Source organism: Afipia birgiae 34632, assembly GCF_000308295.2.
GTDB classification, from domain to species: domain Bacteria; phylum Pseudomonadota; class Alphaproteobacteria; order Rhizobiales; family Xanthobacteraceae; genus Afipia; species Afipia birgiae.
The window spans coordinates 128710-155197 of the sequence record NZ_HG326655.1; the positions used below are offsets into that span (position 1 = coordinate 128710).

At 62.1% G+C, this 26488-nt stretch carries 33 protein-coding genes; 15 read left to right on the top strand and 18 right to left on the bottom strand.

What is annotated here, in order from left to right:
• Window positions 1-10 precede the first annotated feature (10 nt).
• Both hisC and BN32_RS23605 read left to right on the top strand, forming a co-directional pair.
• Window positions 11-1105: a histidinol-phosphate transaminase gene (hisC, locus tag BN32_RS23600; RefSeq protein ID WP_019200001.1), complete on the top strand. Its 1095-nt coding sequence runs from the start codon at window positions 11-13 to the stop codon at window positions 1103-1105.
• Window positions 1102-2049: a prephenate/arogenate dehydrogenase family protein gene (locus tag BN32_RS23605; protein ID WP_019200000.1), complete on the top strand. Its 948-nt coding sequence runs from the start codon at window positions 1102-1104 to the stop codon at window positions 2047-2049. Before hisC ends, BN32_RS23605 begins: the two co-directional genes overlap by 4 nt.
• Window positions 2050-2173: 124 nt before the next feature.
• On the opposite strand, the gene BN32_RS23610 is transcribed toward BN32_RS23605, so the two are convergent.
• Entirely contained in the window at window positions 2174-3301 is a 1128-nt protein-coding gene (locus BN32_RS23610; protein WP_019199999.1) for a DUF2125 domain-containing protein, read from the bottom strand.
• A gap of 192 nt (window positions 3302-3493) precedes the next feature.
• On the opposite strand from BN32_RS23610, the gene BN32_RS23615 reads away from it, so the two are divergent.
• On the top strand, window positions 3494-4078 hold the full coding sequence (locus tag BN32_RS23615) for a gamma-glutamylcyclotransferase (RefSeq protein ID WP_019199998.1): 585 nt from the start codon (window positions 3494-3496) through the stop codon (window positions 4076-4078).
• Between the two features lie 10 nt (window positions 4079-4088).
• On the opposite strand, the gene BN32_RS23620 is transcribed toward BN32_RS23615, so the two are convergent.
• The 4 genes from BN32_RS23620 to ftsE form a co-directional block, all read right to left on the bottom strand.
• A complete protein-coding gene (locus BN32_RS23620; RefSeq protein WP_019199997.1) occupies window positions 4089-4865 on the bottom strand; it encodes a lysophospholipid acyltransferase family protein in 777 nt (258 codons plus the stop codon).
• A gap of 178 nt (window positions 4866-5043) precedes the next feature.
• Window positions 5044-5745 carry a YdcF family protein gene (locus tag BN32_RS23625; protein WP_244438269.1) on the bottom strand — a complete coding sequence of 234 codons (702 nt, stop codon included), beginning with the start codon at window positions 5743-5745 and terminating at the stop codon, window positions 5044-5046.
• A 148-nt stretch (window positions 5746-5893) separates the two neighbouring features.
• Window positions 5894-6856: a cell division protein FtsX gene (locus BN32_RS23630; RefSeq protein ID WP_019199995.1), complete on the bottom strand. Its 963-nt coding sequence runs from the start codon at window positions 6854-6856 to the stop codon at window positions 5894-5896.
• Window positions 6849-7508 carry a cell division ATP-binding protein FtsE gene (gene ftsE / locus BN32_RS23635; protein WP_040427541.1) on the bottom strand — a complete coding sequence of 220 codons (660 nt, stop codon included), beginning with the start codon at window positions 7506-7508 and terminating at the stop codon, window positions 6849-6851. Before ftsE ends, BN32_RS23630 begins: the two co-directional genes overlap by 8 nt.
• A gap of 193 nt (window positions 7509-7701) precedes the next feature.
• Here ftsE and BN32_RS23640 point away from each other — a divergent pair, with 193 nt between their 5' ends.
• Both BN32_RS23640 and BN32_RS23645 read left to right on the top strand, forming a co-directional pair.
• Window positions 7702-8583 carry an MJ0042-type zinc finger domain-containing protein gene (locus BN32_RS23640; protein ID WP_019199993.1) on the top strand — a complete coding sequence of 294 codons (882 nt, stop codon included), beginning with the start codon at window positions 7702-7704 and terminating at the stop codon, window positions 8581-8583.
• Complete coding sequence (locus BN32_RS23645) at window positions 8584-8961, top strand: response regulator (RefSeq protein WP_019199992.1); 378 nt, start codon at window positions 8584-8586, stop codon at window positions 8959-8961.
• Window position 8962: 1 nt separating this feature from the next.
• On the opposite strand, the gene BN32_RS23650 is transcribed toward BN32_RS23645, so the two are convergent.
• Entirely contained in the window at window positions 8963-10180 is a 1218-nt protein-coding gene (locus tag BN32_RS23650; RefSeq protein ID WP_019199991.1) for a multidrug effflux MFS transporter, read from the bottom strand.
• A 152-nt stretch (window positions 10181-10332) separates the two neighbouring features.
• Between BN32_RS23650 and BN32_RS23655 the strand changes: the two genes are divergently transcribed.
• The gene (locus BN32_RS23655) at window positions 10333-11121 is read left to right on the top strand and encodes an SDR family NAD(P)-dependent oxidoreductase (RefSeq protein WP_019199990.1); all 789 of its coding nucleotides are present in this window, start codon (window positions 10333-10335) and stop codon (window positions 11119-11121) included.
• A 37-nt stretch (window positions 11122-11158) separates the two neighbouring features.
• Here the strand turns inward: BN32_RS23655 and BN32_RS23660 are convergent, their stop codons facing one another.
• Window positions 11159-11548 (bottom strand): antibiotic biosynthesis monooxygenase family protein, encoded by a 390-nt coding sequence (locus tag BN32_RS23660; protein WP_019199989.1) that lies wholly within the window; start codon window positions 11546-11548, stop codon window positions 11159-11161.
• Between the two features lie 110 nt (window positions 11549-11658).
• On the opposite strand from BN32_RS23660, the gene soxR reads away from it, so the two are divergent.
• A complete protein-coding gene (gene soxR, locus BN32_RS23665; RefSeq protein WP_019199988.1) occupies window positions 11659-12117 on the top strand; it encodes a redox-sensitive transcriptional activator SoxR in 459 nt (152 codons plus the stop codon).
• Window positions 12118-12138: 21 nt separating this feature from the next.
• On the opposite strand, the gene BN32_RS23670 is transcribed toward soxR, so the two are convergent.
• The 6 genes from BN32_RS23670 to BN32_RS23695 form a co-directional block, all read right to left on the bottom strand.
• On the bottom strand, window positions 12139-12672 hold the full coding sequence (locus BN32_RS23670) for an SRPBCC family protein (RefSeq protein WP_019199987.1): 534 nt from the start codon (window positions 12670-12672) through the stop codon (window positions 12139-12141).
• 33 nt (window positions 12673-12705) lie between these two features.
• Window positions 12706-13104, bottom strand: coding sequence for a DoxX family protein (locus BN32_RS23675; RefSeq protein ID WP_019199986.1), 399 nt, complete (start codon window positions 13102-13104; stop codon window positions 12706-12708).
• Between the two features lie 17 nt (window positions 13105-13121).
• Complete coding sequence (locus BN32_RS23680; protein ID WP_019199985.1) at window positions 13122-13652, bottom strand: SRPBCC family protein; 531 nt, start codon at window positions 13650-13652, stop codon at window positions 13122-13124.
• Between the two features lie 42 nt (window positions 13653-13694).
• Window positions 13695-14132, bottom strand: coding sequence for a VOC family protein (locus BN32_RS23685; RefSeq protein ID WP_019199984.1), 438 nt, complete (start codon window positions 14130-14132; stop codon window positions 13695-13697).
• A gap of 61 nt (window positions 14133-14193) precedes the next feature.
• A complete protein-coding gene (locus BN32_RS23690) occupies window positions 14194-14589 on the bottom strand; it encodes an ArsR/SmtB family transcription factor (RefSeq protein WP_040427543.1) in 396 nt (131 codons plus the stop codon).
• 232 nt (window positions 14590-14821) lie between these two features.
• The gene (locus tag BN32_RS23695) at window positions 14822-17395 is read right to left on the bottom strand and encodes a TIGR02302 family protein (RefSeq protein ID WP_040427647.1); all 2574 of its coding nucleotides are present in this window, start codon (window positions 17393-17395) and stop codon (window positions 14822-14824) included.
• A gap of 201 nt (window positions 17396-17596) precedes the next feature.
• Between BN32_RS23695 and BN32_RS23700 the strand changes: the two genes are divergently transcribed.
• A complete protein-coding gene (locus tag BN32_RS23700; RefSeq protein ID WP_019199981.1) occupies window positions 17597-18274 on the top strand; it encodes a methyltransferase family protein in 678 nt (225 codons plus the stop codon).
• Between the two features lie 373 nt (window positions 18275-18647).
• Here BN32_RS23700 and lysA read toward each other — a convergent pair whose 3' ends face one another.
• The 3 genes from lysA to argH all read right to left on the bottom strand — a co-directional run bounded on the left by lysA (window position 18648) and on the right by argH (window position 21670).
• Window positions 18648-19907: a diaminopimelate decarboxylase gene (lysA, locus tag BN32_RS23705; RefSeq protein ID WP_019199979.1), complete on the bottom strand. Its 1260-nt coding sequence runs from the start codon at window positions 19905-19907 to the stop codon at window positions 18648-18650.
• Window positions 19908-19914: 7 nt separating this feature from the next.
• Complete coding sequence (lptM, locus tag BN32_RS23710) at window positions 19915-20190, bottom strand: LPS translocon maturation chaperone LptM (protein WP_019199978.1); 276 nt, start codon at window positions 20188-20190, stop codon at window positions 19915-19917.
• 82 nt (window positions 20191-20272) lie between these two features.
• Window positions 20273-21670 carry an argininosuccinate lyase gene (gene argH, locus BN32_RS23715; protein ID WP_019199977.1) on the bottom strand — a complete coding sequence of 466 codons (1398 nt, stop codon included), beginning with the start codon at window positions 21668-21670 and terminating at the stop codon, window positions 20273-20275.
• A gap of 116 nt (window positions 21671-21786) precedes the next feature.
• On the opposite strand from argH, the gene tlpA reads away from it, so the two are divergent.
• From tlpA to BN32_RS23750, 7 genes are all read left to right on the top strand, one after another.
• Window positions 21787-22461 (top strand): thiol:disulfide interchange protein TlpA, encoded by a 675-nt coding sequence (gene tlpA / locus BN32_RS23720; RefSeq protein ID WP_040427545.1) that lies wholly within the window; start codon window positions 21787-21789, stop codon window positions 22459-22461.
• A 63-nt stretch (window positions 22462-22524) separates the two neighbouring features.
• Window positions 22525-22974 (top strand): ArsR/SmtB family transcription factor, encoded by a 450-nt coding sequence (locus BN32_RS23725; protein ID WP_019199975.1) that lies wholly within the window; start codon window positions 22525-22527, stop codon window positions 22972-22974.
• On the top strand, window positions 22941-23288 hold the full coding sequence (locus BN32_RS23730) for an SRPBCC family protein (RefSeq protein WP_244438276.1): 348 nt from the start codon (window positions 22941-22943) through the stop codon (window positions 23286-23288). The genes BN32_RS23725 and BN32_RS23730 overlap by 34 nt, the downstream gene beginning before the upstream one ends.
• Before the next feature lie 97 nt (window positions 23289-23385).
• On the top strand, window positions 23386-23748 hold the full coding sequence (locus tag BN32_RS23735) for a DUF1428 domain-containing protein (RefSeq protein WP_019199973.1): 363 nt from the start codon (window positions 23386-23388) through the stop codon (window positions 23746-23748).
• 44 nt (window positions 23749-23792) lie between these two features.
• Complete coding sequence (locus tag BN32_RS23740; RefSeq protein WP_019199972.1) at window positions 23793-24269, top strand: VOC family protein; 477 nt, start codon at window positions 23793-23795, stop codon at window positions 24267-24269.
• Window positions 24253-24801, top strand: coding sequence for a VOC family protein (locus BN32_RS23745; protein WP_019199971.1), 549 nt, complete (start codon window positions 24253-24255; stop codon window positions 24799-24801). Before BN32_RS23740 ends, BN32_RS23745 begins: the two co-directional genes overlap by 17 nt.
• A 29-nt stretch (window positions 24802-24830) precedes the next feature.
• Complete coding sequence (locus BN32_RS23750) at window positions 24831-25208, top strand: VOC family protein (protein ID WP_019199970.1); 378 nt, start codon at window positions 24831-24833, stop codon at window positions 25206-25208.
• Between the two features lie 6 nt (window positions 25209-25214).
• Here the strand turns inward: BN32_RS23750 and BN32_RS23755 are convergent, their stop codons facing one another.
• Window positions 25215-25394: a putative motility protein gene (locus BN32_RS23755; protein WP_040427547.1), complete on the bottom strand. Its 180-nt coding sequence runs from the start codon at window positions 25392-25394 to the stop codon at window positions 25215-25217.
• 90 nt (window positions 25395-25484) lie between these two features.
• Complete coding sequence (locus BN32_RS23760; protein ID WP_019199968.1) at window positions 25485-26363, bottom strand: 3-hydroxybutyryl-CoA dehydrogenase; 879 nt, start codon at window positions 26361-26363, stop codon at window positions 25485-25487.
• Window positions 26364-26488: the final 125 nt, after the last annotated feature.

A 26488-nucleotide genomic window follows, 5' to 3' on the forward strand; every position in this document is an offset into this window, starting at 1 on the left:
GTTCAAGTTGATGTCACGTCCTGTGCCGAAGCCGGGCATTCTCGATATTGCACCCTACACGCCGGGCAAAAGCGGCGCGGGGCTGACCGGCCGCGTCTTCAAGCTGTCCGCGAACGAGACCCCGCTCGGGCCGTCGCCGAAAGCCATCGCAGCTTACAAGGCTGCGGCCGATCATCTGGAAGATTACCCGGAAGGCACCTCGCGCGCGTTGCGCGAAACCATCGGACGGACTTACGGACTCGATCCCAACCGCATCATCTGCGGCGCGGGCTCGGACGAACTTCTCAATTATCTTGCCAACACCTATCTCGGTCCCGGCGACGAAGCGATCCACACCACCCACGGCTTCCTCGTCTATCCGATCGCCACCATGGCGAACGGCGCCATCAATGTGATCGCGCCCGAGAAGAACTACACCGCCGACGTCGATGCGATCCTCGGGGCCGTGACGCCGCGCACCAAGATGGTGTGGCTTGCCAACCCGAACAATCCGACCGGCACCTATGTGCCGTTCGACGAGGTCAAGCGCCTGCGCGCAGGATTGCCGCCGCATGTCCTGCTGGTGATCGACGCGGCGTATTCCGAATACGTCTCGAAGAATGACTACGAAGCCGGCATCGAAATGGTCGCCACCACCGACAACACGGTGATGACGCGCACCTTCTCGAAGATTCATGGCCTCGCGTCGCTGCGCGTCGGCTGGATGTACGGCCCGGCGAACATCATCGACGCGGTGAATCGCATTCGCGGCCCGTTCAACGTCTCGACATCTGCGTCGGATGCAGCCATCGCATCGCTGGAAGACGCCGAGCACCAGAACAAGTCCCGCGTGCACAACGAAACGTGGCGCACATGGCTCACCGACGAAGTCGGCAAGCTGGGACTTGAGGTGACGCCGAGCGTTGCGAACTTCATTCTGATCCACTTCCCGCAGGAGAAGGGCAAGACTGCAGAGGACGCCGACGCATTCCTCACCAAGCGCGGCCTGATTCTGCGCGCGCTGAAGAACTACAAGCTGCCGCATGCGCTGCGCATGACCGTCGGCACCGAGGAAGCCAACCGCCTCGTGGTCGCGGCGCTTGCCGAATTCATGGGGCAGAAGTGAGCGCCGGGCCATTATTCGGGCGAATCGCGCTGATCGGCTTCGGCCTGATCGGCGGCTCGATTGCGCGTGCGGCGCGCGCCCAGGGGCTTGCGGGAGAGATCGTGGCCACCGCGCGCTCGCCGGCAACCCGCGCGCGCGTGCAGGAACTCGGTATCGTCGATCGCGTGGTGGATACAAACGCGGAAGCAGTGAAGGACGCTGACCTAGTCATATTGTCCATCCCGGTCGGCGCCTGCGGGCCGGTCGCGGAGGAAATTGCGCCGCATCTCAAACCGGGCGCGATTGTTTCCGATGTCGGCTCCGTCAAGGGCATGGTGCTGCGGGACATGGCCGCGCATCTGCCGAAGACCGTCCATTTCATTCCGGCGCACCCGGTGGCGGGCACCGAACATTCCGGTCCCGATTCAGGCTTCGCCGAACTGTTCATCAACCGCTGGTGCATCCTGACGCCGCCGCCGGAGGCCGATCCCGCCGCCGTCGAGAAGCTCGCGACATTCTGGCGCGCGCTCGGCGCCAATGTCGAAACCATGGCCGCCGATCACCACGATCTGGTGCTTGCCGTGACCAGCCACCTGCCGCATCTGATCGCCTACACCATCGTCGGCACCGCCGACGAACTGGAAGACGTGACGCAGGCGGAAGTGCTGAAATTCTCCGCCGGCGGTTTCCGCGACTTTACCCGCATCGCGGCATCCGATCCGACCATGTGGCGCGACGTGTTTCTCGCCAACAAGGACGCCGTGCTGGAAATGCTCGGCGCGTTTCAGGAAGATCTTTCGAAGCTCACCCGTGCGATCCGCCGTGGCGATGGCGAGGCGCTGTTCGATCACTTCACGCGGACCCGTGCGATCCGCCGCGGCATCGTCAATCTCGGTCAGGAAACCGCCGATCCGGATTTCGGCCGCAAGCACGCGAACCTGCCGAAGCCGGACGGGAAGTCATAGCGGGCTAGAAAGCTCGGAGTGTCATGCGCGGGCTTGACCCGCGCATCCATCTTAAAAATCTTCTTGAGAAGATGGATTGCCGGTCAAGCCCGGCAATGACGATCAAAGCAATCTGGCCCGCTGCTCAAAACAGCGGCGCTGTCTGCGCGATCCGCAACGGCCCGATGGAAATCACGCCTTCGGTGAATTTCAGCGGAAATGCCCGCGCCGGCTTGCCCTCCAGCGTCGAGGCCTGACCGAGCATGTTAATGCCCGCGACCACGCCGGCATTGGCGTTTTTCCGCGCGACGTTGCCCAGTCCCGGAATCATCCGGTCGAGTGCACCGATCACCTTGTTGACGTCCTGCGCGCTGATGCCGGGGGCGATCCGATCGACGGACGATTGCGGCACGCCGTCCATCAACAGCTTGTCGATACCGAGTTGCGATACCACCCGCTCAAGCCCTGCAACCGTCATCGTCAGTTCGCCGTCGAGATAACCGGTCGGCGTGAGGGCGAGCGAACCCGCGGCAACCGCGATGGTCTCGCCCTGCTGCACGCGCGACTGGGTGAAGTCGAGGCGGCCACCGGCTGCCTGAATTTCACGAAAACGTTCCGGCCAGGGTTTCGGCGCAAAGTCCTTCAGTCCGCGCAACAGCGCGCGGATATCCGCATCGAACGGTTCGGCGAGAATGGGATGCAGTCCCTGCAAGCTTCCCGCCGTCACCTGAAACGCGGTTTCCACCACCGGATAGTTGGACAGCGAGCCTTCCAGCAGACGCGTGTGCAGTTCGAGATGCTTTGCACGCAACAGTGGCGTCTGGGCTGAGCCGTTCATACGATCGAGCGCCGGATCGTCGAACACCAGCGACACACGCTGCGGCGTGGGCAGACCGGAAGCGCTTGCGCGGCCCGTGGTCCAGCCGGCGACGAAGGACGGCGCCTCCCCTCGGCCGCTGACGGTGGCAGGTCCGGTGAATTCGGCGATGATTTTGGTCGGATCGTAGACCTGCGCGACGACCAGAATATCCTTCAGCCGCGCGGTGAGCTGGCTCTGGTCGGCAGTTTGCGACGTCAGCGTCACCACCGGGCTTTCGCAGCGGACCTCCATGCGGAACGGGAAGCCCGCGACAGAGCGGCTGGCACATTCATAGGCGCGGCCGGATTTCGCCTCGCGGGTGCGCCATTCCTCGAATTTCTCGTCAACATGGGACGCCGCATAGAACCAGAATCCGCTCCACGCCGCTGCTGCGGTGAGGACCAGAACCGGCATTACAAAAACGGGCCAGAGACGGCGGCGAGGTGCGATAGGAGATGTCGGCATGGCAGGAGCTAGATCACCTGAATCGGGCAATTGAAAGATGCACTGTTCGCGTAAATCCCCTTGAAGTCCAGAAGGTTGGACGTCCTTCGGTTGCACGTACGGAAGCAGACTGGTAGGCGTCATCTATCAGGTAACGCAATCATGGCCGCAAAAATCCTTTCAGAACCGGAGTTTCCCGAGGGGGACCTGTGGGTGTTCGGCTACGGATCGCTGATCTGGAAGCCGGGCTTCGCGTTTCTCGAACAGAAGCCAGCGCGGCTGATCGGCGAACATCGCTCGCTCTGCATCTATTCGATGGTCCATCGCGGCACGCCGGAGAAACCCGGACTGGTTCTGGGGCTCGATCGCGGCGGAGCCTGTCAGGGCGTCGCGTTCCGGGTAGCGGCCACCGAACGAAAAACAACAGTCGCCTATCTGCGCGAGCGCGAGCAGGTGACGGGCGTCTATCGCGAGGTGATGCGTTCGGTCTGGCTTCAGGGCGACGCCCGCCAGCGCGTCAGCGCGCTTGCCTATGTCGCCGACCGCAGCCACGATCAATATGCGGGCCGGCTGACGATGGACGAACAGTTACGACTGGTGCGCCAGGGTCACGGCGCTTACGGGCCGAACGACGAGTACGTCATCGCGACGGTGACCGCGCTCGAGGCGCAGGGTGTGCGCGACGCGCCGCTGCATCGTCTCGCAGCACTGCTGCATGGCGAAGCCGCACTGCACCGCCACACCTGATCGCTTGCGCTCAGGACCTGATGGACGTAGCGACCGGCGCGGAGAAGCCGATCAATCTCACCTGCTCCTCGCGTCCCGCCTTTACCAGCCGGTCGGTCGCCTCTTCGATGACGGCCTGCATGCGCGCGGTGAACTCCTGACGCTTGAGGCCCGGCGGGATCGGATCCAGAAATTCGATGACGAGAGTTCCGGGGTAACGCATGAAGGTCCGGCGCGGCCAGAACAATCCGGAATTCAGCGCCACCGGAATGCACGGCACGCCGGCCTCGCCATAGATCAGGCTGACGCCGCTCTTGTAGTCGGGCGGGGCATCGACAGCGCGGCGCGTCCCCTCGGGAAAAATCAGGAGCTGACGGCCGCGCTGGATTTCGCGGGCCGCGCGCTTGGTGATGTCGATCAATGTGCGTCCGCCGGCTTTGCGATTGACGCCGATCATGCCGGCCTTGCTGAGATACCAGCCGAACAACGGAAGCCAGAGCAACTCGCGCTTCAGGATGTAAAGCGGCTCGTCGAAAAATTGCAGCAGCGCGAAGGTTTCCCAGGTCGACTGATGTTTCGCGGCGGCAATCAGCGGACCTTTCGGAATTTTTTCGAGCCCGCGATATTCGACCTTGGTGTTGCAGATGATCCGCATCCACCAGATGCTCGTCTTCCCCCAGTTGGTCGCAATCCAGACGATGCCCCAGCGCGGCATCGCATAGGTCGGGAGTCCGAGCAGCACCCAGAACGCCAGGTTCAGATAGAAAACAATATTGTAGAGCAGCGAACGCAGAAATACCGAAACCATCGATGAACTCGCCTAGTGTCCCGAATCCGACGTTCGCCTCATTTTGCAGCCCCTCCAAAGCGAACGTCGGATTCGAAAGGACACTAGAAAATTATAATTGCTGGTCGTCCTTTGGTTCTGACATTCGCAAGAGTGCCGCTGAGGTGGGATGCGAATGTCAGAACCGGACCACTAGTTACTAATTGGCGGACACGGTGGCTGGTTTTGAGGGCGATGGGGCCTGTGTGCCGATTTCCGGCATACCGCCCTGCCCTACGCCGCCAAAGGCGACCCGCGTCTGCGCAAAAAGATATTTGGCGTACTCCGATAGCAGGAGCCGCAATGCTGCGCCACTTGTCCACCACGGTTCTTCGCGCCACTTTTCGCCGACCACAGCGAACGGAACAAGCTCGATATCGGGCATGGAGTGCGACAGTTCAACGATCGCGCGCGGCATATGATAGTTCGATGTCACCACGATCAGGGAATGGAAGCCGCGCTCCATCGCCCAGCGCCGCGTCTCCGTCGCATTGCTTCGGGTGTTGACGGCGGAGCGGTCCAGATCGACGCAGCAGGCCAGGAGGCGCTGGCTGTCGGGCAGCGAGCGCTGAATGTCGCTGTAACCGTTGGTCGGATGTACGCCGGAAATCAGGAGCCGGCGTCCATATCCCATCGACAGCAATTCGAGCGCATCCGAAACACGCGACGATCCGCCGGTGAGGACCACGATGCCGTCGGCATTGCGCGACGGCTTTTCCTCGGACGGAGGCACCCGCGACAGGAAATCCACAAAGCCCAACCCGACAAACAGAAGGATGCCGGCGGCCGTCAGCATCGCCACACGATGGCGCAAGCGCCCGTGCGTCGGCGTGACATCGTGGCGGTGTGTGGTCTCGGACAATCTCAACTCGCTCGGGCGCATCGATGTGATATCGCGCGTTCCTGTATCACCTTATCGCAAAATCCGGCACGGCTGTGGCCTGAAACGTCACCAACACCATGTTTTGACGCGTCGTTTTCACTCTAGCCGATGCTTCCCCGCCGAAATCTCAATCGATTTCTTCGAGAGTTGCAAAAAGCGTCCGCCGCGACGCCCACGCGGTCACAGCGGCAATCATGAAGGTCTGGGCGGCGAGCACGAGATAGCCCGACGCCGGCAGTGCGAACGTGCCGAGCAGCGCGGCGAACTGGTCGCCAACGGGCGTGCCGGAGAACCAGCTTGCGACCGATTCCGAGAAACCAAAGGTCAGCATCGCGGCCAGCCCGCCGATCAGACCGCCCTCCAGACCAAGCCGCAGAAAGTGGCGTAGAAAGCGGTTGGCGATGTAGCGGTCCTGCGCGCCGACGAAGTGCAACACCTCGACGATCGGCCGGTTGGCCGCCATCGCGCCGCGTGTGGCAAATGACACCGAAATCACGGTCGCCACGATCACCAGAATGAGAATGCCGGTGCCCGCCAGAACAATCGCGCCGGTCATTGAGCGCATGCGCTCGATCCAGGCGCGATGATCGTCGATGGTCGCGGACGGCGCCGCCTGGGCGACGCTCCGGCGCAGCGCCGCCAGATCCGGAGCCGATCCGGGCGCGATGCGCACCACGATGACGCGCGGAACGGGCAGATCGTTCAGTGACAATCCGGTGCCCAGCCACGGCTCGAGCAACCTGGCCGATTCATCCTTGGTGAAGGGCCGCACTTCCAGAATACCGGGTTGTGCTCGCGCCGCCTCGGTAACACTGCGAACGTCACGCTCGATGTCGCGTCCCGGTGAGGGCCGCAGCTGGATCGTCAACTCGCTGGCCACGTCGGATTGCCATTGGGCCGCCGACGACCGCACCAGCAGCACCGCGCCGGTCGTCATCGATGCGAGATACGTCATGATGGCCACGACCGCGATCAGCGCGCGCCCGGCAATCGATCCGCGCGGAACGATCGGCGACAGATTTCGCGCATTCGCCGCGACTTGCGACGTGTTGTCGCCCAGATCCATCATGATTTTTCGGTCATCAATCATAGATGTGCAGCCGCGATTCATGGAGCACCATGCGCCGCGCCTCGTATTGATCCATCAGCGCGATGTCGTGGGTCGCGATGATGACGGCGGTGCCGGATTTGTTCAATTGAATGAAAAGGCTGAGCAGCCGCCGCGCCAGCGACGGATCGACGTTGCCGGTCGGCTCGTCGGCCAGCAGCAGTTGCGGGCGGGCGATCACCGCACGCGCAATCGCGGCGCGCTGCTTCTCACCGCCCGACAGGATCGGCGGCAGCGCGTCCATCCGCTTGCCAAGCCCGACCCAGTTGAGAAGGTCGATGACCTCCTTGCGATAGCTGGATTCGCTGCGCCCCATCACGCGGAAAGGCAGCGCGACGTTTTCATAGGTTGTCATGTGGTCGAGCAGCCGGAAGTCCTGCAGCACGATCCCGATGCGCGAACGCAACTCGGCACGCGCGTCCTTGTCGAGCAGCGACACATCCTTGCCGAACAGATTGACCAGACCTCGCGTCGGCCGCAGCGACAGGAACAGCATGCGCAGCAGCGAAGTCTTGCCCGCGCCGGAAGGCCCGGTGAGAAACTGGAACGAGCGGGCGGGAATCTGGAAAGTCAGGTCGCGCAGGACCTCCGGGCCGAGCCCGTAACGCAAACCGACATTTTCGAACCGGACCAATCTCAGCTCCGTTCGACATGACCGATGGAGACGCTGTTCGGGGTGTCCCCGGACACCCCCATAGCCGGCAACCGCCGGGGCGGACGCCATAAACGCTTTTGCGGCCGTTATGGTTTCCGATTCGTTAACGGACGCCGGATAGCATCTAGTGGTCCGATTCAGGCATTCGCATTCCCTCTCTGGCGATTCGTCCATGCATATCGTTTGTCCCCACTGTACGACATCCTACGCGGTCGATCCGGCCAATTTCAGCGAAGCCGGACGCCGGGTCCGGTGCGTCCGGTGTCAGGAAGTCTGGCTGGCGGTGCCGCAGGAACTGGCATCCACCACAGCCATGTCCCGGAACGACATGGAAGACTCCGGGCCACAAGACGATTTTGGACCGCGAGACGACGCCGCAGGCGATTGGCGCGAGGACAATGCGCCGCACGTCGACAGCCCGTCGATTTCCGCCGGATGGCCCGAGCCGGAAGCCGCTCAACCAGCCGCCGAAGCCGACGGGAACTGGACCGCCCTTGCCCGGCAAGAGGCGATGACCGAAGCCGCTCCGGTCAAATCGTCCCGGTTCAAGAAACTTGGCGCCTCTGTCGCGCCGTTCCTGAAATCGGCGAACTGGGCCAAGGCGCTGCCTAGCGTTTTGACGCTGCCGACCGTCTGCGTGGCGCTCGGCGCGATGGCGTTCAGCCTGATCGTTTGGCGCGCCGACGTGGTTCGGGCGATGCCGCAGACCGCAGCGTTCTTCAGGATGACCGGCATGGGCGTAAACCTGCGCGGCCTCGCCTTTGAGGATCTCAAGATCAGCACCGAGACGGTCAACAACAAGCCGGTGCTCCTGATTGAAGGCGCGATCGTCGATGTCACGCGCAAGACTGTCGAAATTCCCCGGCTACGGTTCATCGTGCGGGACGCCAAGGGTGCGGACATCTACGCCTGGAATGCCGTGCTGGAGCAGCCGGCGCTCAACCCCGGCGAGAAAGCCTGGTTCAAGACGCGGCTGGCCTCACCGCCGGCGGAAGGCCGCGAAATTGCCGTGAGGTTCTTCCACAAGCTGGACATTGCGTCCGGAGGAACCTGAATGTCGCGCGTCCTGATCGCCGATGACGAAGAGTCGATGCGCCTGCTCGTCGCACGGGCGATCGCCATGGATGGCCATGAGATCGTGACCGCGGAAGACGGCGCCGAGGCGCTGGAGATTCTGAACCGCGACAACGGTGCATTCGATCTTCTGCTCACCGACATCAAGATGCCGGTGATGGACGGCATCGCGCTGGCGCTCGCCGTCGCGCGCGACTTCCCGCGGCTGACGGTCCTCATGATGACCGGCTTCGCCGATCAGCGCGAACGCGCGTCCGGACTGGAAGCAATCGTGCACGACGTCATCACCAAGCCCTTCGCGGTGGCGGACATCCGTACCGCGGTCGCAGATGCTCTGGCGTCGCGCGACCCGGACTAGATCATTCCGCAAGTTGTGGCACGGCCTTTCCGGATCGCAACGTCAGCCGCGTCAGGATGAACGCCGCAACCGCGCAGACCGCGATGGTAGCGACCATCGGCAGCGCCGTACCATCGAAGAAAGCACTGGCGACGACGATCATCACGGCGCCTGTGATCATCTGCAGCGTTCCGCCAAGTGCCGACGCCATACCCGCAATCGGCCCATGATCTTCCAGCGAAAGTACCATGGTTGAGGGAATCACAAGTCCCAACCATGCGTTGGCGATGAACAGCATCACAACCAGCACTGCGAGGCTGTCAACACCGGCTGCGGTCACCGCAAGCAAGGCGAGTGCCGCCGCCGTGAAGCAGCTCACCGCCACCGAAACCACGCGCGCGATCCCGAACCGCCCGGCAAGATAGCCGCTGAACTGCGAAGCGCCGATGAAGCCGATGGCGTTCACCGAGAACGTCAGCCCATACTGCGTCGGTGTCAGACCGAAGTGTCCCATATAGATGAAGGATGAACTCGCGAGGAAGGCAAAGAAGCTCGCCATGCCGAAGCCGCCGATGAACGTCAGTCCAAGGAAGCGCCAGTCGCGGAACAACTCGCCGAAGCCGTCAAGCACGCTGCGGACGCTGACCTCCACGCGTTCTTCGGGCGGCCGCGTTTCGGGCAGCACGAATGCGACCAGCAGGAACGAGAGGATTGAAGCAGCGGTGACCGCGGCAAACACCGAGCGCCAGCCGAATGGCACGATCAGGCCGCTGCCGACCAGCGGCGCCAGAATCGGCGAGACACTGAAGACCAGCATGACCAGCGACATCAGCCGCGTCGCATCGACGCCGGTATGAAGATCGCGGATCACCGCACGCGGAATCACCATCACGGCGGCCGCGCCGAGGCCCTGCACGAAGCGGAAGAAGATCAGCCACGCAATGGACGGCGCCAGACCGCAGCCGATGCTGCCGAGCGCGAAGATCACGATGCCGAAATAGAGCGGCGGCTTGCGGCCCACCATGTCCGAAACCGGGCCGTAAACAATCTGGCACACACCGAACGCCATGAAAAACGCCATCAGCGTCATTTGCGTGGCCGCGGTGGATGCCTGCAGGTCCGCCGCGATCGCCGGCAGCGCGGGCAAATACATATCAATGGCGAACGGCCCGATCGCGGACAAAAGACCAAGCACAATCGCGTTTTTGGCAAAGCTTGATGACGTAGAGCTGGAAGACATAGCGTGACGTATCCTTGAGATTCCTGGCAATTGTGTGAGTGGTTAGGCGGTCAATTCGCGCGACCGGCGCGGGCGGCTGTTGTGACGAGCCGCGAAAAATGGTCAATGCCATGAGGAGTGCTGACGGCATCGAACAAAAAACGGGACGGGACATGGCCAAGGGACAGAAGAAGGTCGCGCTGGTGACAGGCGCGGCGCGGGGCATCGGACTGGCCGCGGCAAAGCGGTTCCTGGCCGACGGCTGGCGTGTCGTGCTGCTCGACATCGAGAAGGACTTGCTCGCGCAGACCTTCGAGACACTCGCCGCACCTGACGCGACCCTGGCGGTCCATTGCGACGTCTCGGACGCTGACGCGGTCGGCGCCGCCTTCAGGCAGGCGGTTCAGCACTTCGGGCGACTCGACGCGCTGGTCAACAATGCCGGTATCGCGATCTTTAAGCCGCTGCTCGAAACAACGCAAGCCGACTGGGATCGTGTGCTGGCGGTCAACCTGACCGGTCCGTTTCTCTGCACCCAGGCGGCAGCCCCGCTGATGCGCGAGAACGGCGGCGGCGCGATCGTGAACATCACCTCGATCTCGGCGCTTCGCGCCTCGACGCTGCGCACCGCTTATGGCACGAGCAAGGCTGGCCTCGCCCATCTGACCAAACAGTTTGCCGTCGAACTCGCGACGCTCGGCATCCGCGTCAACGCTGTCGCGCCGGGCCCGGTCGATACCGCGATGGCCAAGGCGGTTCATACGCACGCGATCCGCGCCGATTATCACGACACCATTCCGCTCAACCGCTATGGCCTCGAGGAAGAACTCGCCGAAGCGATCTTCTTCCTGTGCAGCGACCGCGCCAGCTACATCACCGGCCAGATGCTCTCCGTCGACGGTGGATTTGAAGCCACCGGTATCGGCCTGCCGACGCTGCGCGGCGAAGGCCGCAACGGCTAAGAACAAGTCATCTCGACTGCTTCCGACGACAAGACGCTTATGCGGCCGCATCTCCCATGTGCATCGATCTCCGGCTGTCTGTTCGCTGCGGGCGGCCGGCCTCGATCCGGGACTGTCCCATGCCGTCGGTAATATCCACGATCTGCCTCTGATATTCGGCAAACATCGCGGTCGAGATCCAGTCTTCGTAGTGGTCTTCGGTTTCAAACACGCTGATGAGCAGAGCCGAATTTCCATCGACGTCGCGATAGACCCGGCCGCCGTGGAAACCGGGAACCCGGTCCGCGAAACGATCGCGCCCCGCTTCCAGCAGGCTCGCGAGTTCGTCGATTTTTCCCGGCTTGGGCGTGAAACTGTTGATGAGCACGAACGGCCGCGGCGGGCTGTCCTGTGATTGAACCCGGTCCTGATACTTCGCTGCTGGCATGATTTCATCTCTGATTGGCGGTCAGTCACACGCATGAACATCGCAATGCGATGCTTGCTGAGACGATGAGGGCAGCCTAAAACCTCAACCATAGTTGAGGTCAAGCGATGATGAAGCAAAACAAACCTGCCGGAATTGCACGGGATTTGAGCGTCGGCGAAGTATCCGAGCGCTGCGGGGTTCCGGTCTCCACTCTTCACTTCTACGAATCGAAGGGATTGATTTCGAGTTCGCGCAATCGCGGCAACCAGCGCCGCTATCCGCGAGCGGTGTTGCGCCGTGTCGCCGTCATCAAGGTGGCGCAGAGTACCGGATTGCCGCTGGCGACAATCCGCAATGCGCTGGCGTCGCTGCCCGACGGGCGCGTCCCGACAGTCAAGGACTGGGCCAGACTGTCGGCGGCGTGGCGCGCCGACCTCGAGGGTCGGATCGCCACGCTGACCCGCCTGCGCGATCAGTTGAGCGGTTGCATCGGATGCGGATGCCTGTCGCTCAAGACCTGCCCGCTTCGCAATCCGCAGGACAAGGCGCGAGAGCGGGGTCCGGGCGCAAGGTTGTTTGATCGATAGCGTGGACACCGCATCGCTCCGTCACTTCTCCGCGACGGCCTTCATGCTGGTCAGGCCCTGCTGAAACTGGCCGCCGACCATGCGATCCATCTTGAAGACCATGTGCATGATCTTCGCCATGTAGGGCGCCGGACCATGCATGGCCCAAGTGACAGTCGTCGTGCTGCCCAGCGGCCGCATGGTGAACTCGGCGATGTTGTGGGCCTCGAACGGGCTGAAGAAATCCAGCTTGATGACGATCTTAGACGACGGCGTCGCATCGAGGATCTCCATGCGGCCGTGGCCGATATTCTTGTTGCCGCTCCACTCGTACACCGAACCCTTGCCGCTCGGCGCGCCGCTGAAGGTCCGCTGCATGGCGGGATCGACATGCTCGTAGGGCGACCACGATCCCCAATTCTTGTAATCGTTGATCAGCGGGAAGATCTTGTCCGCGGGCGCATTGATATCGATCGAACGCTCGATGCGGAAAGTGTTCGGCCGTAGCGCGGCGAGGATCAGAACGATCGCGATCACAGCCGCGAGGATGATGGCAATATACATCAGGGTGGTCATGTTACTCTCCGTCTCAGATGTTGAGTTCAGGCGTCAGCGACGCCAGGGGAAAATCAAACGCAGCCGCTCGTCGCGCAGATAAAGCCCGCCCCAGAGCAGGATGCCCAGATAGACGCCGAACAGCGTGTGGCTGAACAGCGGGCTGCCCGCGCGGACGTGCACGTAGATCGCGCCGCCGAGGTAACCCGTCAGCAGGATCGCGCCGAGCACCGAGGTCCGCGGATACGCATAGAGCAGCGTGCCGACAAGCGTCAGCACGCCAAGGGTAACCGCGAGATTCGTCGGAATTCCGAGCTGACGCGACGTCTCGATGACGATATCGAGCGGGATCAGCTTGATGGCGCCGTCGAACAGCAGGAACAGGATAACCAGACCGCTGAGGATGCGTCCGGTCCACAGCGCGGTCGTCGAAATCGGAACAAGTTCGTTCATGATGCTTGCTCCAGATGTCAGGCCTGCAGTGTCGCGAGATACGCGGCGAGCTGATCCCATGTTCCGCCGTAGCCCTGCGTCATGCTGGCGAAGCCGCCTTCGAACGTCGTGCGCTCTTCGTTCGACGCGTTGAGCGCGACCACGCGATTGACCAGCAGCGTCTTGCCGCCCTGATCGATGAAGGTCGCGGTGCCCAGCATTTCGATCGGCCATGTCGGCGCCATGGGATGACGGGTCAGGTCGCCGTCCTTGTCAGAAAACGAGCTGACAAAGACCAGCCGCTCGGGCTTCACAATCTCGCGGAACATCCACTTGCCCCACATCTCGCTGCCGTCCGGCGCCTGCATACCGTAGTGGAATGTGCCGCCGGGCTTGAGGTCAAGATTGCCGGCGATCATCTTGAACCCCTTCGGGCCCCACCATTTCATCAGATGGTCTCTCCGGGTAAAGACCTCCCAGACCAGATCGCGCGGAGCATCGAACACACGCTCGATGACGAATTCCTTGCTGAAAGTTTCTGCCACCGCGGCAGATTGAGTCGAGGCCATCTCTTTACTCCGAAAGATGTTTGCTTTTGATGTGTGCTGCGATCAGGCTGCCGGTGCCGGCTGCGGATGCGCGAGACTCCAGCCATGACCGAACGGATCGCGCACCTGCGCGTAACGCGCGCCCCAGAATGCATCCCAAGGCTCGAGAATCGATGTTGCGCCGGCGGCGATCGCGCGCTTGTAGGCCTCGTCGCAGTTCGGCACTTCGAGATGGATGAGGAACGTCGAGCCGCCGAGCTTGCCGGGAGATTCCGTCTTGCCGTCGCCGTGGTGGCAGTACTCGGGGAAGTAGTCCATCAAATACACCGCCGCGCCATTCACGATCATCTGCGCATGCATCAAACGCTTGCCGTCTTCCGCCGGCATCCGCATGGTTTCGGTCGCGCCGAATGCCTTGCTATAGAATGTCAACGCATCAACGGCGCCATCGACCACGAGATGCGGAACGAGCGGCGGAATCTGAACTGGTTGGTCGGCCATGGATAAACTCCTTACTTCGGTTGGTGCTGATGTGTCCGAACGTCGCCGGGAAGCGGTCCCTCTATTTCTTTAGCGGCGCTCGCTGCGGCGATTTCCGCTTTGCCGTCTTGCGGCGCTTTGAAGAGGCTTCCAGTTTCTCTTTCGCCTGCAACTCGCCGAGATACGCCTCAAGGCGATCCAGTCCCGCCTCCCAGAAGCGGCGATAATTCTCGAGCCAGTCGTCAACTTCCTTGAGCGCCGCCGGCTCAATCCTGCACGGACGCCACTGCGCCGCGCGACCGCGCGTCACCAGACCGGCATGCTCCAGCACTTTCAGATGCTTCGACACCGCGGGCATGCTCATGGCGAACGGCTCCGCCAGTTCCGTCACCGACGTCTCGCCGAGCACCAGCCGCGCCAGGATGGCGCGGCGGGTGGGATCGGCAAGCGCGGCAAATTTGATGCTGAGCGGGTCCATCGAAGCTCCAAGATAACCATTCGGTTAAATAACCTTTTGGTTAAATACTAGCGCCGGGCAAAGCTGTCAAGCGCGGTATCGGAAAATTCGGAACAGGACCGGGAACAGTTCAGATGTCATCACCGGGCATAGCCGCCTGAAGGACGGCGGCGCTTGCTCGCCTATGTCCCGGTGATCTCGGGATGCCCGGGACAAGCCCGGGCAGACGGTGGAACAGCAGGAAGCCTAAAACTCAATAATCCTTGAGCAAACGCTCGATGTAATCGAGTTCGATCTGCGGCCGCTGCGGGTCGGCGAGACGGCGGCGCAATTCTTCCAGAATTCGGCGCACGCGCTGCACGTCAATCTCGCCGGGAATCTTCACGGTGAGATCGTCGCTCCATTCGCGGCCGTTGAGCGGCCGCCCGAGCGGATCGGTGGTGTTGCCGCTGTTCTGCTGACGGCCCATCCGATTACCCGGTCCGGTGTCCTGCCCTTCGCCCGGCTGCATCGATTGCGCCAGATTCTGCGCGCCCTTGCGCAAGGCTTCGAGTGCGCGGCCCTGCGAATCCACCGCGCCGTCGGCATTGCCCTGCCCAAGCTGGCTGCCGGCATCGCCCATCGCGGAGTCGGCATCGCCAAGCGAGTCGCCGCCGTCCTGGCCATCCTGTCCCTGACCTTGTTGGCCCTGCTGACCTTGACCCGGCTGACCCTTTTCGCCGCGCCGGCCCGGCATCATGCCGTTCTTCTTCATGTCGTCGAGCAATTTGCTGAGCCGGTCACGCAGCGCCTGCTGGTCCTGGCGTAGCCCGTCCATCTGACTCTGATCGCCCTGCTCGCCGCGGCTGCGATCGCGCCGGGATTCCTGCCCCTGCTTGAACGTCTTGTCGCGCAGTTGCTGCTGCTTGCGGATCATGTCGCCGAGTTCGTTCAGCGCCTGCTCCATGTCGCCGTCGCCCTGCCCGGGCTGCGCCATCTGCAGGTTTTCCAGCATCTGCTGCATCTGATCGAGCAGCGCCCGCGCGGCATCCTTGTCGCCGGAGCGCGACAACCGCTCCATACGATCGATCATGTTCTTGAGGTCCTGCTGGCGCATCACCTTGGTATTGGGATCGAGCGGCCGGGCCAGTTGCTGCGGATTGTTACGCAACTGCTCGGCCAACTGGCGCATAAAATTGTCCAGTGCCGCGCGCAGATTGTCGGTCAGCTTCTTGATCTCTTCGTCGCTGGCGCCGCGCTCCAGCGCCTCCTTGAGCGCATCCTGCGCAGCACGCAACGCCTTCTCGACATCGGTGATGTTGCCGTCCTCGATCGCAATTGCGAGCGCCCACAGGCTGTCCACGGTCGCCCGCATCGCATCGCGCGTATTGGCTCGGCCGAGCTGGCTCGCGACGATACGCAGCCCGAGATAATGTCCAAGCTCGGGCGTGAACGCCTCGGGCGCAATCATCAGCGCTTCCAGCGCAATCAGTACCAGCGGCTTCTGATTGGCGTCGAGTGCGAGGTTGCGGCGCTGCTCGATCAGCGCGCGCGCCAGCGGCTTCACAAACAGGCGTTCCGGCAGCCGCATGTCGAACGGCTCGCTGCGTCCTTCGTTGCCGGCTTCGTCTTTCGCAGTCAGCGTCAGCGTGACATCTGCGCCGGCGTAAGGATTTTCGCTCAGATCCTTCACCGTCTGGCCGACGCCGTTGCGCGTGCGCACATTCGGCAATCCGAGCGTGATCGACGGCGGATCGAACAGCGGCTGCGCCTTGGCGCTATCGTCCCCGGCGCCTCCCTCTTTCGCGGCGCGAGGTGCGAACTGCGCTTGCGCTTCGGTCACGCCGTAATCGTCTTCGAGCTTGTAGGACAACAGCAGCGCCCCCTTGGCCTGCCGCTCGGGATCCTTGGCGAGTGAGATATTGGGCGCACGATCAGGCACCGCATGGAACGTCCATTGCGGCTGCCCCGAAGGCGAACGGACATGCGCGGTGCCATCACCCGTGATGGTGAAATGCCGCTCGTTGGTCCCCTGTGGCGCGTTTCCGGCGACAGGCACTTCTGTTACGCCGCCGCCTGCAGCAACATCGAGCCTGCCGCCGCTGGACCGGACAATCAGTGTGCTCGCCGCTGGGACCGAGACAGGCCCCGTCTCCGACTGATGCGCATCCTTGTTCAAGGAGTTGGACAGGATGATCGGCGGACGGCTGGTGTAGGGCGGCGGCGTCACCCATGCATCGACGCGAACGTTCGCTGCGGAAAACGTGCCGTCCCAGTCGAACGCCGCAACAACCCGCGCGAAACGATCGCTGCCGGCGGCGACATAGGTCGCAACCAGCAGCACGACGACCAGCGCACGCAGCGCCCAGGGATCGTGCAGTGCGAGGCGCGGCGACGGCAGACCGGCGCGGATGCGCTTGATTGACGCCAACGTGCGCGCACGCTGCTCCTGCCACAGCGCCTGCGTAATCGGGTCCTGCGACTTCAGCGTATCGGTCAGCGCCGTGGCCGGGCGATGGCGAATGCCGGTTCCACGATCGAGCCGCCGCAGCGCGTCCTCGCGTGTTGGCCAGCGAAACCGGACCGCCGGAACCAGCGCCCCGACAGCCAGCAGCACAAAGACGGCAGAGGCAATGATGCGCGCAACAAGCGGAAGAGCGATCCAGAGACCGGCCCAGGATGCGGCCAGAAAAAGTCCCGCAACCGTCAGCAGCCGAGCGAGATGCGGCCAGCCGCGTTCCCACGCGACCGCAAGCCGCGCCCGCTGCAAGGCCTGCGCAAGCTGAAGCTGCCGCGCCGATTCAGGATCGCGCGGGCGCTCTGATGGGTCTGGTGTCAGTCCGCTCAACCGCTTCTCCAGATTCACTTGAAGTGCAGCCTAGCACGGCGGCGGCAATGAGGCATGGCCTCAGCCACATACCCACATGCAAGGGGCCTGCCGCAGCCAGATTGCCGCTTTTCACGAAAGCGTGACGCCGCAAGGCTGCGGCCCGATATCGACCTTGTTCCGGAATGGGCTACGTCACGCGCGCACGACTGTGGAGGCGCTATGACCACCAACGCCAGAAAAGCACTCGCCGGGCTGCTTCGATCGCTTCTGGTCGTCGCAGCGATATTTTTCATACCGGCCTGGTCGCTCCGCTTCTGGGAAGGCTGGGTCTACATCGCGATCATGGGCGCCGCCTCGGCCGCCATCATTCTGTATCTCGCGCGGCACGATGACGCGCTGATCGGGCGGCGGCTCAAGGCTGGTCCCGTTGCCGAAAAGGAAAAGAGCCAAAAGATCATTCAAACACTGACAGCGGCAGCCGGCGTCATTCTGTTTCTGGTTCCCGGCTTCGATTTTCGCTGGCAGTGGTCGGATGTTCCTATGGCCCTGATCGTTCTTGGCGATATCGGCGTCATGGCGGGATATGTCATCATTTTTCTGGTGTTTCGCGAGAACACCTACGCATCGAGCATCGTCGAAGTCGCCGAGAGCCAGAAGGTTGTCTCGACCGGCCCATATGCTGTTGTCCGGCACCCGATGTATGTCGGAGCAATCGTGCTGTTTCTTGCGACACCGCTAGCGCTCGATTCCTGGTGGGCATTCATACCCGCGATCGTCCTGAGCGCGATGATCGCCGTACGCCTGATTGATGAAGAGAGATTTCTGGTCACCCATCTGCCCGGCTATGACGACTACCGGCGGAAAGTGCGTGACCGGCTGATTCCAGGATTGTGGTAGATCGCAACCAAGCGGCAGCGACCAAGCCACGGCCTTGCAGTCCATCGCGCAGACGGTGAATCGCTGTCTGCTCTGCTCATCAATTGAGCTTCGCTCCTGCGGCGTCTACGACCCTGCCCCACCGCTCGTAATCGGTGCGGATCGTCTGTGTGAAGGCGTCAGGTGTCGAGGTCGTGACAGCAAGACCATGCGTAATATTGTCCAGCGTCTGAATGCAGAGATCATCCGCATCGGACCAGAGCAGCAATGAGAAGATAATTTTTATTCCGATCCGGACTGAAAAAGCACCGCCCAGCGCGGCATTTCCGGCGCTCGTGGCCTGTCAGCACTCGCGGCCGGACAGGCGAGCGTTACACCGCAATGCTGACTGCAGCTACAACCACGGCGCCGTGCGGTCCATCGCGATCAGCGCCTCGGCGTCGATGCGCGGCCGCACCACGGCATACTCGCCATCCTTGACCAGCACCTCGGGCACCAGCGCGCGCGTGTTGTAGCTGCCGGACTGCACTGCGCCGTAAGCACCGGCTGTCATGATCGCCACAAGATCGCCCGGCTTCGGCTCAGCCATCTTGCGGTCGAGCGCCAGATAGTCGCCGGTTTCACAGACCGGCCCGACCACATCCGCGGTGAAGTCGCGGGCGTCGTTCTCGCGCACCGGCACAATATCGTGATGCGCCTCGTACAGCGTCGGGCGAATGAGGTCGTTCATGGCCGCGTCGATGATGACGAAATTCTTCGCATCACCATGCTTCACATAGATCACGCGACTGACAAGAATCCCGGCGTTGCCGACGATCATGCGCCCGGGCTCGAACATCAATGTCGCATCGATCCCCTTCGTAACGCGCTTGACCATCGCCGCGTATGCAACCGGATCAGGCGGATTGGGCAAATCGTGCTCATAGGGAATGCCAAGGCCGCCGCCGAAATCGACATGCGAAATGGTGTGACTATCCGCACGTAGCGTACCGACGAATTCCACCATCAGCTTGAAGGCATCCTCCAGCGGTCCGAGATCAGTGATCTGGCTGCCGATATGCATATCGACGCCGGTGACCTTGATGCCGGGCAGCTTCGCGGCGCGGGCGTAAACCTCGCGCGCACGGCTCAGCGGAATGCCGAACTTGTTTTCGGACTTGCCGGTGGAGATCTTCGCATGCGTCTTGGCGTCGACATCCGGATTGATGCGCACCGAAATACGCGCGGTGCGGCCCGTCTCGCTCGCAAGCTTCGACAGCAGTTCGAGTTCAGGCTCGGACTCGACGTTGATGCAGAGAATATCTTCGGCAAGCGCCTGCCGCAGTTCGGCTTCGGTTTTGCCGATCCCGGAGAACAGGATCTTCTGCGGCGGAATGCCCGCAGCGCGGGCGCGCTTCAGTTCGCCGCCTGATACCACATCGGCGCCCGCGCCGAGCTTGGCGAGCGTGCGAAGCACCGACTGATTGGAATTTGCCTTCATCGCATAGCACACCAGCGTCGGCACGCCGGCAAAGGCCTCGGCGAAGACGCGGTAGTGACGCTCAAGTGTCGCGGTCGAGTAGCAATAGAACGGCGTCCCCACCTCATCGGCAAGACGGGTCAAGCTCACGTCTTCGGCGTGCAGCACGCCGTTGCGATACTGGAAATGATTCATGGCAGGATCAATCCAGGATCGCGTCGAGCGGGATCCGCTTTTTTTCGCCGCGCGGCGCGACCGCGATGCTGCTTGAGCCCGGCGGACGATAAACCTGGCTCTCCAGGTTGGCTACGGAGTTCGGGTCACCCATAACCGCCGTGCCACCGTTCTGCCGCTGTTCGGCAACTGCACCGGGCGGAAGGTCGAGGCCCGCCTTGCGACCGCAACCGGCAAGCACGGATGACAATGCGATCAGCCCGATGGCCGTCAGCTTCGAGAAGGAGTGCGAGCGAGGAGTCACGTGTCAGTCCTTGAAATTGCGCGCCACCATACAAAGAAGGGGCCGTTCTGGCGAGGCCCGGATCAAATGAAATTATCAGGGATCAGCCCGAATTTTGCTCTTTTTCCAGCCGCTTGAGCCATTCCTTGGCCTGTGCGCGGACATTGGCCGGGGCGGTGCCGCCATAGCTCGTGCGGCTTTCCACCGAGGCCTGTACGGACAACACGTCCATCACCGAGGCGGTGATTTTCGGCTCAACCGCCTGCATCTCGCTCAGTGGCACCTTGTGCAGGGCGAGGCCCTGCTCCGCGGCTTTCCCGACGATTCGTCCGGTGACGTGATGCGCGTCGCGGAACGGCATCTTGAGCGTGCGCACCAGCCAGTCGGCGAGGTCGGTCGCGGTGGCGTAGCCCTCACCGGCCGCCACCTTCATGCGCGCTTCCTCTGGCACCAGATCAAGCGTCATGCCGGTCATGGCGCGGATCGCAAGCGAAAGCGCGGCGAATGCTTCCATCGCGCCTTCCTTGTCTTCCTGCATGTCCTTCTGGTAGGCGAGCGGAAGCCCCTTCATCACGATCAGCAATGCCGTCAGCGACCCGATAACGCGGCCGGTCTTGGCGCGCACCAGTTCGGCGGCGTCCGGGTTTCTCTTCTGCGGCATAATCGACGAGCCGGTCGTGAACTTGTCGGACAGGCGCACCAGCCCCACAAGAGGCGACGTCCAGATCACGATCTCCTCGGCGAAGCGCGACAGATGCACCGCTGCAATCGCAGACGCCGACAGTGTTTCAAGCACGAAGTCGCGATCCGACACCGCGTCCAGGGAATTGGCCATCGGCCGGTCGAACCCGAGCGCGCTCGCGGTGGCGTGACGATCGATCGGAAATGACGTGCCGGCCAGCGCCGCAGCACCCAGCGGACTTTCGTTCAGCCGCTTGCGGGCGTCCGCGAACCGGCCGCGGTCACGCGAGGCCATTTCCGTGTAGGCCAGCAGATGGTGACCGAATGTCACAGGCTGCGCGGTCTGCAGATGCGTGAAGCCCGGCATCACTGTGTCGGCGTGCTCGATCGCGCGATCGACCAGCGCGCGCTGGAACGCGGCCAGCGCCCGGTCGATATCGTCGATGACATCACGCACGTACAACCGGAAGTCGGTCGCAACCTGGTCGTTGCGCGAACGCGCAGTGTGCAAACGGCCTGCGGCCGGCCCGATCAATTCACCGAGGCGGCTCTCCACATTCATGTGAATGTCTTCGAGCGCGCGCTTGAACGAGAACGAACCCTTGCCGATTTCTGACAAAATCGTGTCTAGACCGCCCGTGATGTTTTTTGCATCGTTGGCCGTGATAATGCCCTGAGCCGCAAGCATCGCAGCGTGAGCCTTAGACGCAGCGATATCTTGGGCGTAAAGGTGCTGATCGACGTCGATCGAGACGTTGATTTCCTCCATGATCGCGTCGGGACTTTCACCGAAGCGGCCGCCCCACATCTTGTTGCTCATATCCTGGTACTCACGCGTTTCTGCTCAGATCCAACCGCCAACCGACACTTTTCCGTCAAACCGTCCGTTTCCTGTACCGCGACGGCAACATGACGATTCCAACCGAGACGAGGCCTATGACCAACATCAATCCATCGACGCCCGGTTTGCCCCGCAAGAATGCTTCTCGCATTCGAGTAACCATCGTTTCCGCCATTATAACGGCTGCGGCAGGACTGGGTGGGATATACGGGATCGGCGGGTTCATGCGCAATGCGCACGCGCAGGCCCAATGTGCGCCGGCGGTCGATCTGGCCAAAAAGATCGCCCCTTTGGCGAAAGGCGAGGTCGCCGCATTAACCATGGCCACTGCTCCGCTTCAACTGCCCGATCTCGCGTTCGAGGATTCCGAGGGCAAGACCAGAAAGCTGTCGGAATGGAAGGGACGCACCGTCCTCGTCAATCTGTGGGCGACCTGGTGCGTGCCATGCCGCACGGAGATGCCAGCCCTCGACAAGCTGCAGGAAACCCTTGGCGGCGCGGACTTTGAAGTGGTCGCGATCAATATCGACACCCGCGATGCCGAAAAGCCGAAAAAATTTCTCAAAGAGGCCGCGCTGACCAAGCTCGCCTATTTCCATGACCGGAAGGCGAAGGTGTTTCAGGATCTGAAGAGCGCCGGGCGCGCGCTGGGCATGCCGACCTCCGTACTGGTCGATGGCGCAGGATGCGAGATCGCGACCCTCGCAGGCCCCGCCGAATGGGCCAGCGATGACGCTTTGAACCTGATCAAGGCCGCCACCGCGAAATAAAGCCGCAGGTCCATTTGACGTCGCCCCCTTGACGTCGCTTCGCTCGCCTCTATACTTAACCACATGGTTTACTATTCTACCGACCGCCTGAACCGCGTGTTTGCCGCCGTCGCCGATCCGACGCGGCGCGCATTGCTGGCCGAACTTGAAGGGCGCGACAGCGTCACCATCAGCGAACTGGCGAAACCGTTCGCGATGTCCCTGCCCGCCGTCATGAAGCACCTCGATGTGCTCTCGGACGCCGGACTGATCACCAGGAGCAAGACAGGCCGCACAGTCACGTGCCGCCTGACAGCGGCCCCGATGGAGCAGGCAATGGAATGGCTCAGCCGCTACCAGCGATTCTGGACCGCACAACTCGATCGTCTCGCCGCTTTTGTGGAGAAGGATTTATGCTCACCCAGCCAAGCCTCACCCTCGCCCGACGACTCAAAGCCCCAGCCTCCAAAGTCTTCGAAGCGTGGACGGACCCCGCCAAAATCGTCCAGTGGTTCGGACCCGGACACACCATAGGCGACAGCGTAAAGGCCGACATGGATGTGCGCGTCGGCGGGCACTTCCGAATCAACTTCAGCACCGACGACGGCGAATCGCATCAAGTCGGCGGCAAGTATCTGGAAGTGACGCCCTACCAGCGCCTGGTTTTTAGCTGGGCGTGGCATTCGACGCCGGAGCGGGTCTCGCAGGTAACCGTGGTGCTGCGCGAGGAAAGCGACGTCACGCTGCTCACGCTGACCCACGACAAGTTCTTCGATGAAGCGGCCCGCGACGGCCATAAGCGCGGCTGGACCGGAACACTCGACAAGCTCGAGCAATTCTTCGCCTGACTTCGCGTCAGAGCGCGAGACCTGAGCGGCCCTTTAACACTCACCACCGCCGGATCGTTCGCCGGCACAAACCTGGAAACCACCAAAGGAGTCTGAAATGCAGTATGTCGATGGATTTGTTCTGCCGGTCCCGAAGAAGAACATGAAAGCCTACACGGCCATGGCCAAGTTGGCCTGCAAGGTCTGGATCGATCACGGCGCTCTCGATTATCGCGAATGCGTTGCCGAAGACGTCAAGCCCGGCAAGGTCACTTCGTTTCCGCAGAGCGTGAAGCTGAAGGCCGGTGAGACCGTGGTCTTCTCCTGGATCACCTACAAGTCGCGCAAGCATCGCGACAGCGTGATGAAAAAGGTGATGGCGGATCCGCGCCTCGCAAAAATGATGAATGATCCGAAAAATATGCCCTTCGATGGCAAGCGCATGTTCTGGGGCGGCTTCGACACCTTCGTTACGGCGTGATCTGCGCCACCCGCTCATTGCTTTGACACACAAGGAGTCACGCCATGCAAAAGATCGTGCCCTGCCTGTTCTTCGACGGCAAAGCCGAAGACGCCGTCAACTTCTACAAGTCCGTCTTCAAGTCCGCCAAGATCGGACACATCGCCCGCTACGGCGACAACATGCCGATGCCCAAGGGCTCGGTCATGACGGCAGAACTTGAGATCGAGGGACAGAAGTTCTTGGCGCTGAACGGACCTCCGATGTTCTCCTTCTCACCAGCCATCTCGTTCATGGTGAACTGCGAAACCCAGCAGGACATCGACCACTATTGGGAGAAGCTCTCCGAAGGCGGCGAGACGCAGCAGTGCGGCTGGCTCAAGGACAAGTTCGGCGTGTCGTGGCAGGTCATTCCGAACGAGATGCCCCATCTGATGGGGGGCGCGTCGCCCGCGCAGTCGCAGAAGGTGATGGAGGCGGTCATGAAGATGACCAAGCTCGACATCAAAGCATTGAAACAGGCCTATGAGCAGGCAGCCTAGCGCGACGCACCGCTACGAGTTCCCTGACCGGAATGACGTCAATGTCATTCCGGTCCCCGGGGGCGCAACCAATCTCTACACCCGCGCGTTTCATGCCGCGTGGGCGCAAGCCGAAACCATCGTGATGCAAAGGAGTGCAGCCATGTTGAAAACAAGCCATGCATTCAGCGGCTTCTCGACCAATGACATCGGCAAAGCGAAGGAATTTTACGGCCGCACGCTGGGACTTGAAGTGTCCGAAGAGCACGGAATCCTGAACCTGCATCTCGGCGGCGGCGCCGATGTGCTGATCTATCCAAAAGCCAACCATGCGCCGGCGACATTCACCGTGCTCAATTTTCCCGTCGACGACGTCGACAAGGCAGTCGACGAGCTTGTTAAACGCGGCGTCCATTTCGAGATTTACAACGATCCCGGCATCAAGACCGACGACAAGGGCATCTCCCGCGGTAACGGCGGCCCCACCATCGCCTGGTTCAAGGATCCCGCAGGCAATATCCTGTCCGTGCTTGATATCAGCGGCACAATGTAGCGCCCAGACGACCGATGAGGGAGACCGCCATGACGTCGCACGGCCATTTTCACTGGAACGAACTCGTCACGCCCGACGCCAAACGCGCCATGCAGTTCTATCAGACGACCATCGGCTGGACGTTCGAGCCGATGCCGATGGAGGACGGCGCCACCTACTGGGTCGCCTATGCCGGCGGCGAAATGGCCGCGGGAATTTTCCCGACCGATCGCCCGGCGTTTGAGGGCGTTCCGGAAGGCTGGATGTCATATCTGGCGGTGGACGATGTGGATGCGCGCGTGAAGACCGCTGTCGCGGCAGGCGCGCAACTGATGCGGCCGATTTTCGATGTGCCGCATGTCGGCCGCATCGCGATCCTGACCGAACCCGGCGGTGCCGGAATCGGGTGGATCACGCCGGTCTCCTGACCGGGTTCAGGCCGAAATATCGAGATTGCCGCCGACGCCCGGCGGATTGTTCGCGGCTGGCTGGAGCAATTGCAGCACCGATCTTTCCGAATCGATATTCTGCTTCATGACGCTGGTTGCGATCTGCTGCTGGGTGCTGGCAGCCTGCATGGCCATCATGCTGCTAACGATGCTCATTACGTCCATGGAAACGCACTCTCCGCGACTCAAGTTGAGTGAACCTAGCGGGAGGCGGTTAACAAACTTTAGCTGGAGGGTTCTGCCACGCGCGGCGAATTAGCGCGTCGGGACCGGCTTGTCGCCACGATAGTCATAGAAACCGCGCTGCGACTTACGGCCGAGCCAACCGGCTTCGACATACTTCACCAGCAGCGGGCACGGGCGATACTTCGAATCGGCCAGTCCCTCGTGAAGCACCTGCATGATCGACAGACAGGTATCGAGTCCGATGAAATCGGCAAGCTCGAGCGGCCCCATCGGATGGTGCGCGCCGAGCTTCATGGCGGCATCGATCGCTTCGACGTTCCCGACGCCCTCATAGAGGGTGTAGATCGCCTCATTGATCATCGGCAGCAGGATGCGGTTGACGATGAAGGCCGGGAAATCCTCCGAAACGGCAATCTGCTTGCCCATCGCGGTGACGAACTCGCGGGCAGCGTCGAACGTCGCGTCGTCGGTGGCGATGCCGCGAATCAGTTCGGCCAGCTCCATCAGCGGAACCGGGTTCATGAAATGGATGCCGATGAATTTCTCGGGCCGGTCGGTCGAGGCCGCCAGCCGGGTGATCGAAATCGATGACGTGTTCGACGCTATAATCGCTTCGGGCTTCAGCACCGCGCAAAGATCGTGGAAAATCTTGCGCTTGATCTCTTCCTTCTCGACCGCGGTCTCGATCACGAGGTCGCAGGCCGCGAGCCCGTCGAGACTCTCGGCCGAGACGATTCTGGCGAGAGCCTTCTTATGCGCGTCTTCGGTAATGGTCTTCTTGGTGACCTGACGCGTCAGGTTGCCATTGATGGTAGCCATCGCGGACTTCAGGCGATCGGCGGACACGTCGTAGAGCACGACATTGAAGCCGGCGAGCGCGGCAACGTGTGCGATGCCGTTGCCCATCTGCCCTGCCCCAATCACGCCAACCGTCTTGATCGCTGCCATTCGCTTCCGGTCTCTGTGGTTCTCGGTCTCAGGATACGGCAATCACCTTGCCGTCTCCTCTTTAACATTACGTCAAACACCGGCCCGGGTTTCGGAATTCCCGCCGGCCGGTGCCTAACATAACA

What these genes read in the sequence shown, in the direction of transcription:
- BN32_RS23725 (WP_019199975.1), top strand. Translation starts at nt 22,525, where the DNA reads ATGGTTTACTATTCTACCGACCGCCTGAACCGCGTGTTTGCCGCCGTC.
- BN32_RS23675 (WP_019199986.1), bottom strand. Translation starts at nt 13,104, where the DNA reads ATGAACGAACTTGTTCCGATTTCGACGACCGCGCTGTGGACCGGACGC.
- BN32_RS23750 (WP_019199970.1), top strand. Translation starts at nt 24,831, where the DNA reads ATGACGTCGCACGGCCATTTTCACTGGAACGAACTCGTCACGCCCGAC.
- BN32_RS23640 (WP_019199993.1), top strand. Translation starts at nt 7,702, where the DNA reads ATGCATATCGTTTGTCCCCACTGTACGACATCCTACGCGGTCGATCCG.
- argH (WP_019199977.1), bottom strand. Translation starts at nt 21,670, where the DNA reads ATGAGCAACAAGATGTGGGGCGGCCGCTTCGGTGAAAGTCCCGACGCG.
- BN32_RS23745 (WP_019199971.1), top strand. Translation starts at nt 24,253, where the DNA reads ATGAGCAGGCAGCCTAGCGCGACGCACCGCTACGAGTTCCCTGACCGG.
- lysA (WP_019199979.1), bottom strand. Translation starts at nt 19,907, where the DNA reads ATGAATCATTTCCAGTATCGCAACGGCGTGCTGCACGCCGAAGACGTG.
- BN32_RS23660 (WP_019199989.1), bottom strand. Translation starts at nt 11,548, where the DNA reads ATGCCAGCAGCGAAGTATCAGGACCGGGTTCAATCACAGGACAGCCCG.
- BN32_RS23630 (WP_019199995.1), bottom strand. Translation starts at nt 6,856, where the DNA reads ATGATTGATGACCGAAAAATCATGATGGATCTGGGCGACAACACGTCG.
- soxR (WP_019199988.1), top strand. Translation starts at nt 11,659, where the DNA reads ATGAAGCAAAACAAACCTGCCGGAATTGCACGGGATTTGAGCGTCGGC.
- BN32_RS23680 (WP_019199985.1), bottom strand. Translation starts at nt 13,652, where the DNA reads ATGGCCTCGACTCAATCTGCCGCGGTGGCAGAAACTTTCAGCAAGGAA.
- BN32_RS23615 (WP_019199998.1), top strand. Translation starts at nt 3,494, where the DNA reads ATGGCCGCAAAAATCCTTTCAGAACCGGAGTTTCCCGAGGGGGACCTG.
- BN32_RS23645 (WP_019199992.1), top strand. Translation starts at nt 8,584, where the DNA reads ATGTCGCGCGTCCTGATCGCCGATGACGAAGAGTCGATGCGCCTGCTC.
- BN32_RS23670 (WP_019199987.1), bottom strand. Translation starts at nt 12,672, where the DNA reads ATGACCACCCTGATGTATATTGCCATCATCCTCGCGGCTGTGATCGCG.
- BN32_RS23690 (WP_040427543.1), bottom strand. Translation starts at nt 14,589, where the DNA reads ATGGACCCGCTCAGCATCAAATTTGCCGCGCTTGCCGATCCCACCCGC.
- BN32_RS23650 (WP_019199991.1), bottom strand. Translation starts at nt 10,180, where the DNA reads ATGTCTTCCAGCTCTACGTCATCAAGCTTTGCCAAAAACGCGATTGTG.
- BN32_RS23700 (WP_019199981.1), top strand. Translation starts at nt 17,597, where the DNA reads ATGACCACCAACGCCAGAAAAGCACTCGCCGGGCTGCTTCGATCGCTT.
- BN32_RS23760 (WP_019199968.1), bottom strand. Translation starts at nt 26,363, where the DNA reads ATGGCAGCGATCAAGACGGTTGGCGTGATTGGGGCAGGGCAGATGGGC.
- BN32_RS23620 (WP_019199997.1), bottom strand. Translation starts at nt 4,865, where the DNA reads ATGGTTTCGGTATTTCTGCGTTCGCTGCTCTACAATATTGTTTTCTAT.
- BN32_RS23685 (WP_019199984.1), bottom strand. Translation starts at nt 14,132, where the DNA reads ATGGCCGACCAACCAGTTCAGATTCCGCCGCTCGTTCCGCATCTCGTG.
- BN32_RS23655 (WP_019199990.1), top strand. Translation starts at nt 10,333, where the DNA reads ATGGCCAAGGGACAGAAGAAGGTCGCGCTGGTGACAGGCGCGGCGCGG.
- BN32_RS23610 (WP_019199999.1), bottom strand. Translation starts at nt 3,301, where the DNA reads ATGCCGGTTCTGGTCCTCACCGCAGCAGCGGCGTGGAGCGGATTCTGG.
- BN32_RS23735 (WP_019199973.1), top strand. Translation starts at nt 23,386, where the DNA reads ATGCAGTATGTCGATGGATTTGTTCTGCCGGTCCCGAAGAAGAACATG.
- BN32_RS23755 (WP_040427547.1), bottom strand. Translation starts at nt 25,394, where the DNA reads ATGGACGTAATGAGCATCGTTAGCAGCATGATGGCCATGCAGGCTGCC.
- BN32_RS23740 (WP_019199972.1), top strand. Translation starts at nt 23,793, where the DNA reads ATGCAAAAGATCGTGCCCTGCCTGTTCTTCGACGGCAAAGCCGAAGAC.
- hisC (WP_019200001.1), top strand. Translation starts at nt 11, where the DNA reads ATGTCACGTCCTGTGCCGAAGCCGGGCATTCTCGATATTGCACCCTAC.
- tlpA (WP_040427545.1), top strand. Translation starts at nt 21,787, where the DNA reads ATGACCAACATCAATCCATCGACGCCCGGTTTGCCCCGCAAGAATGCT.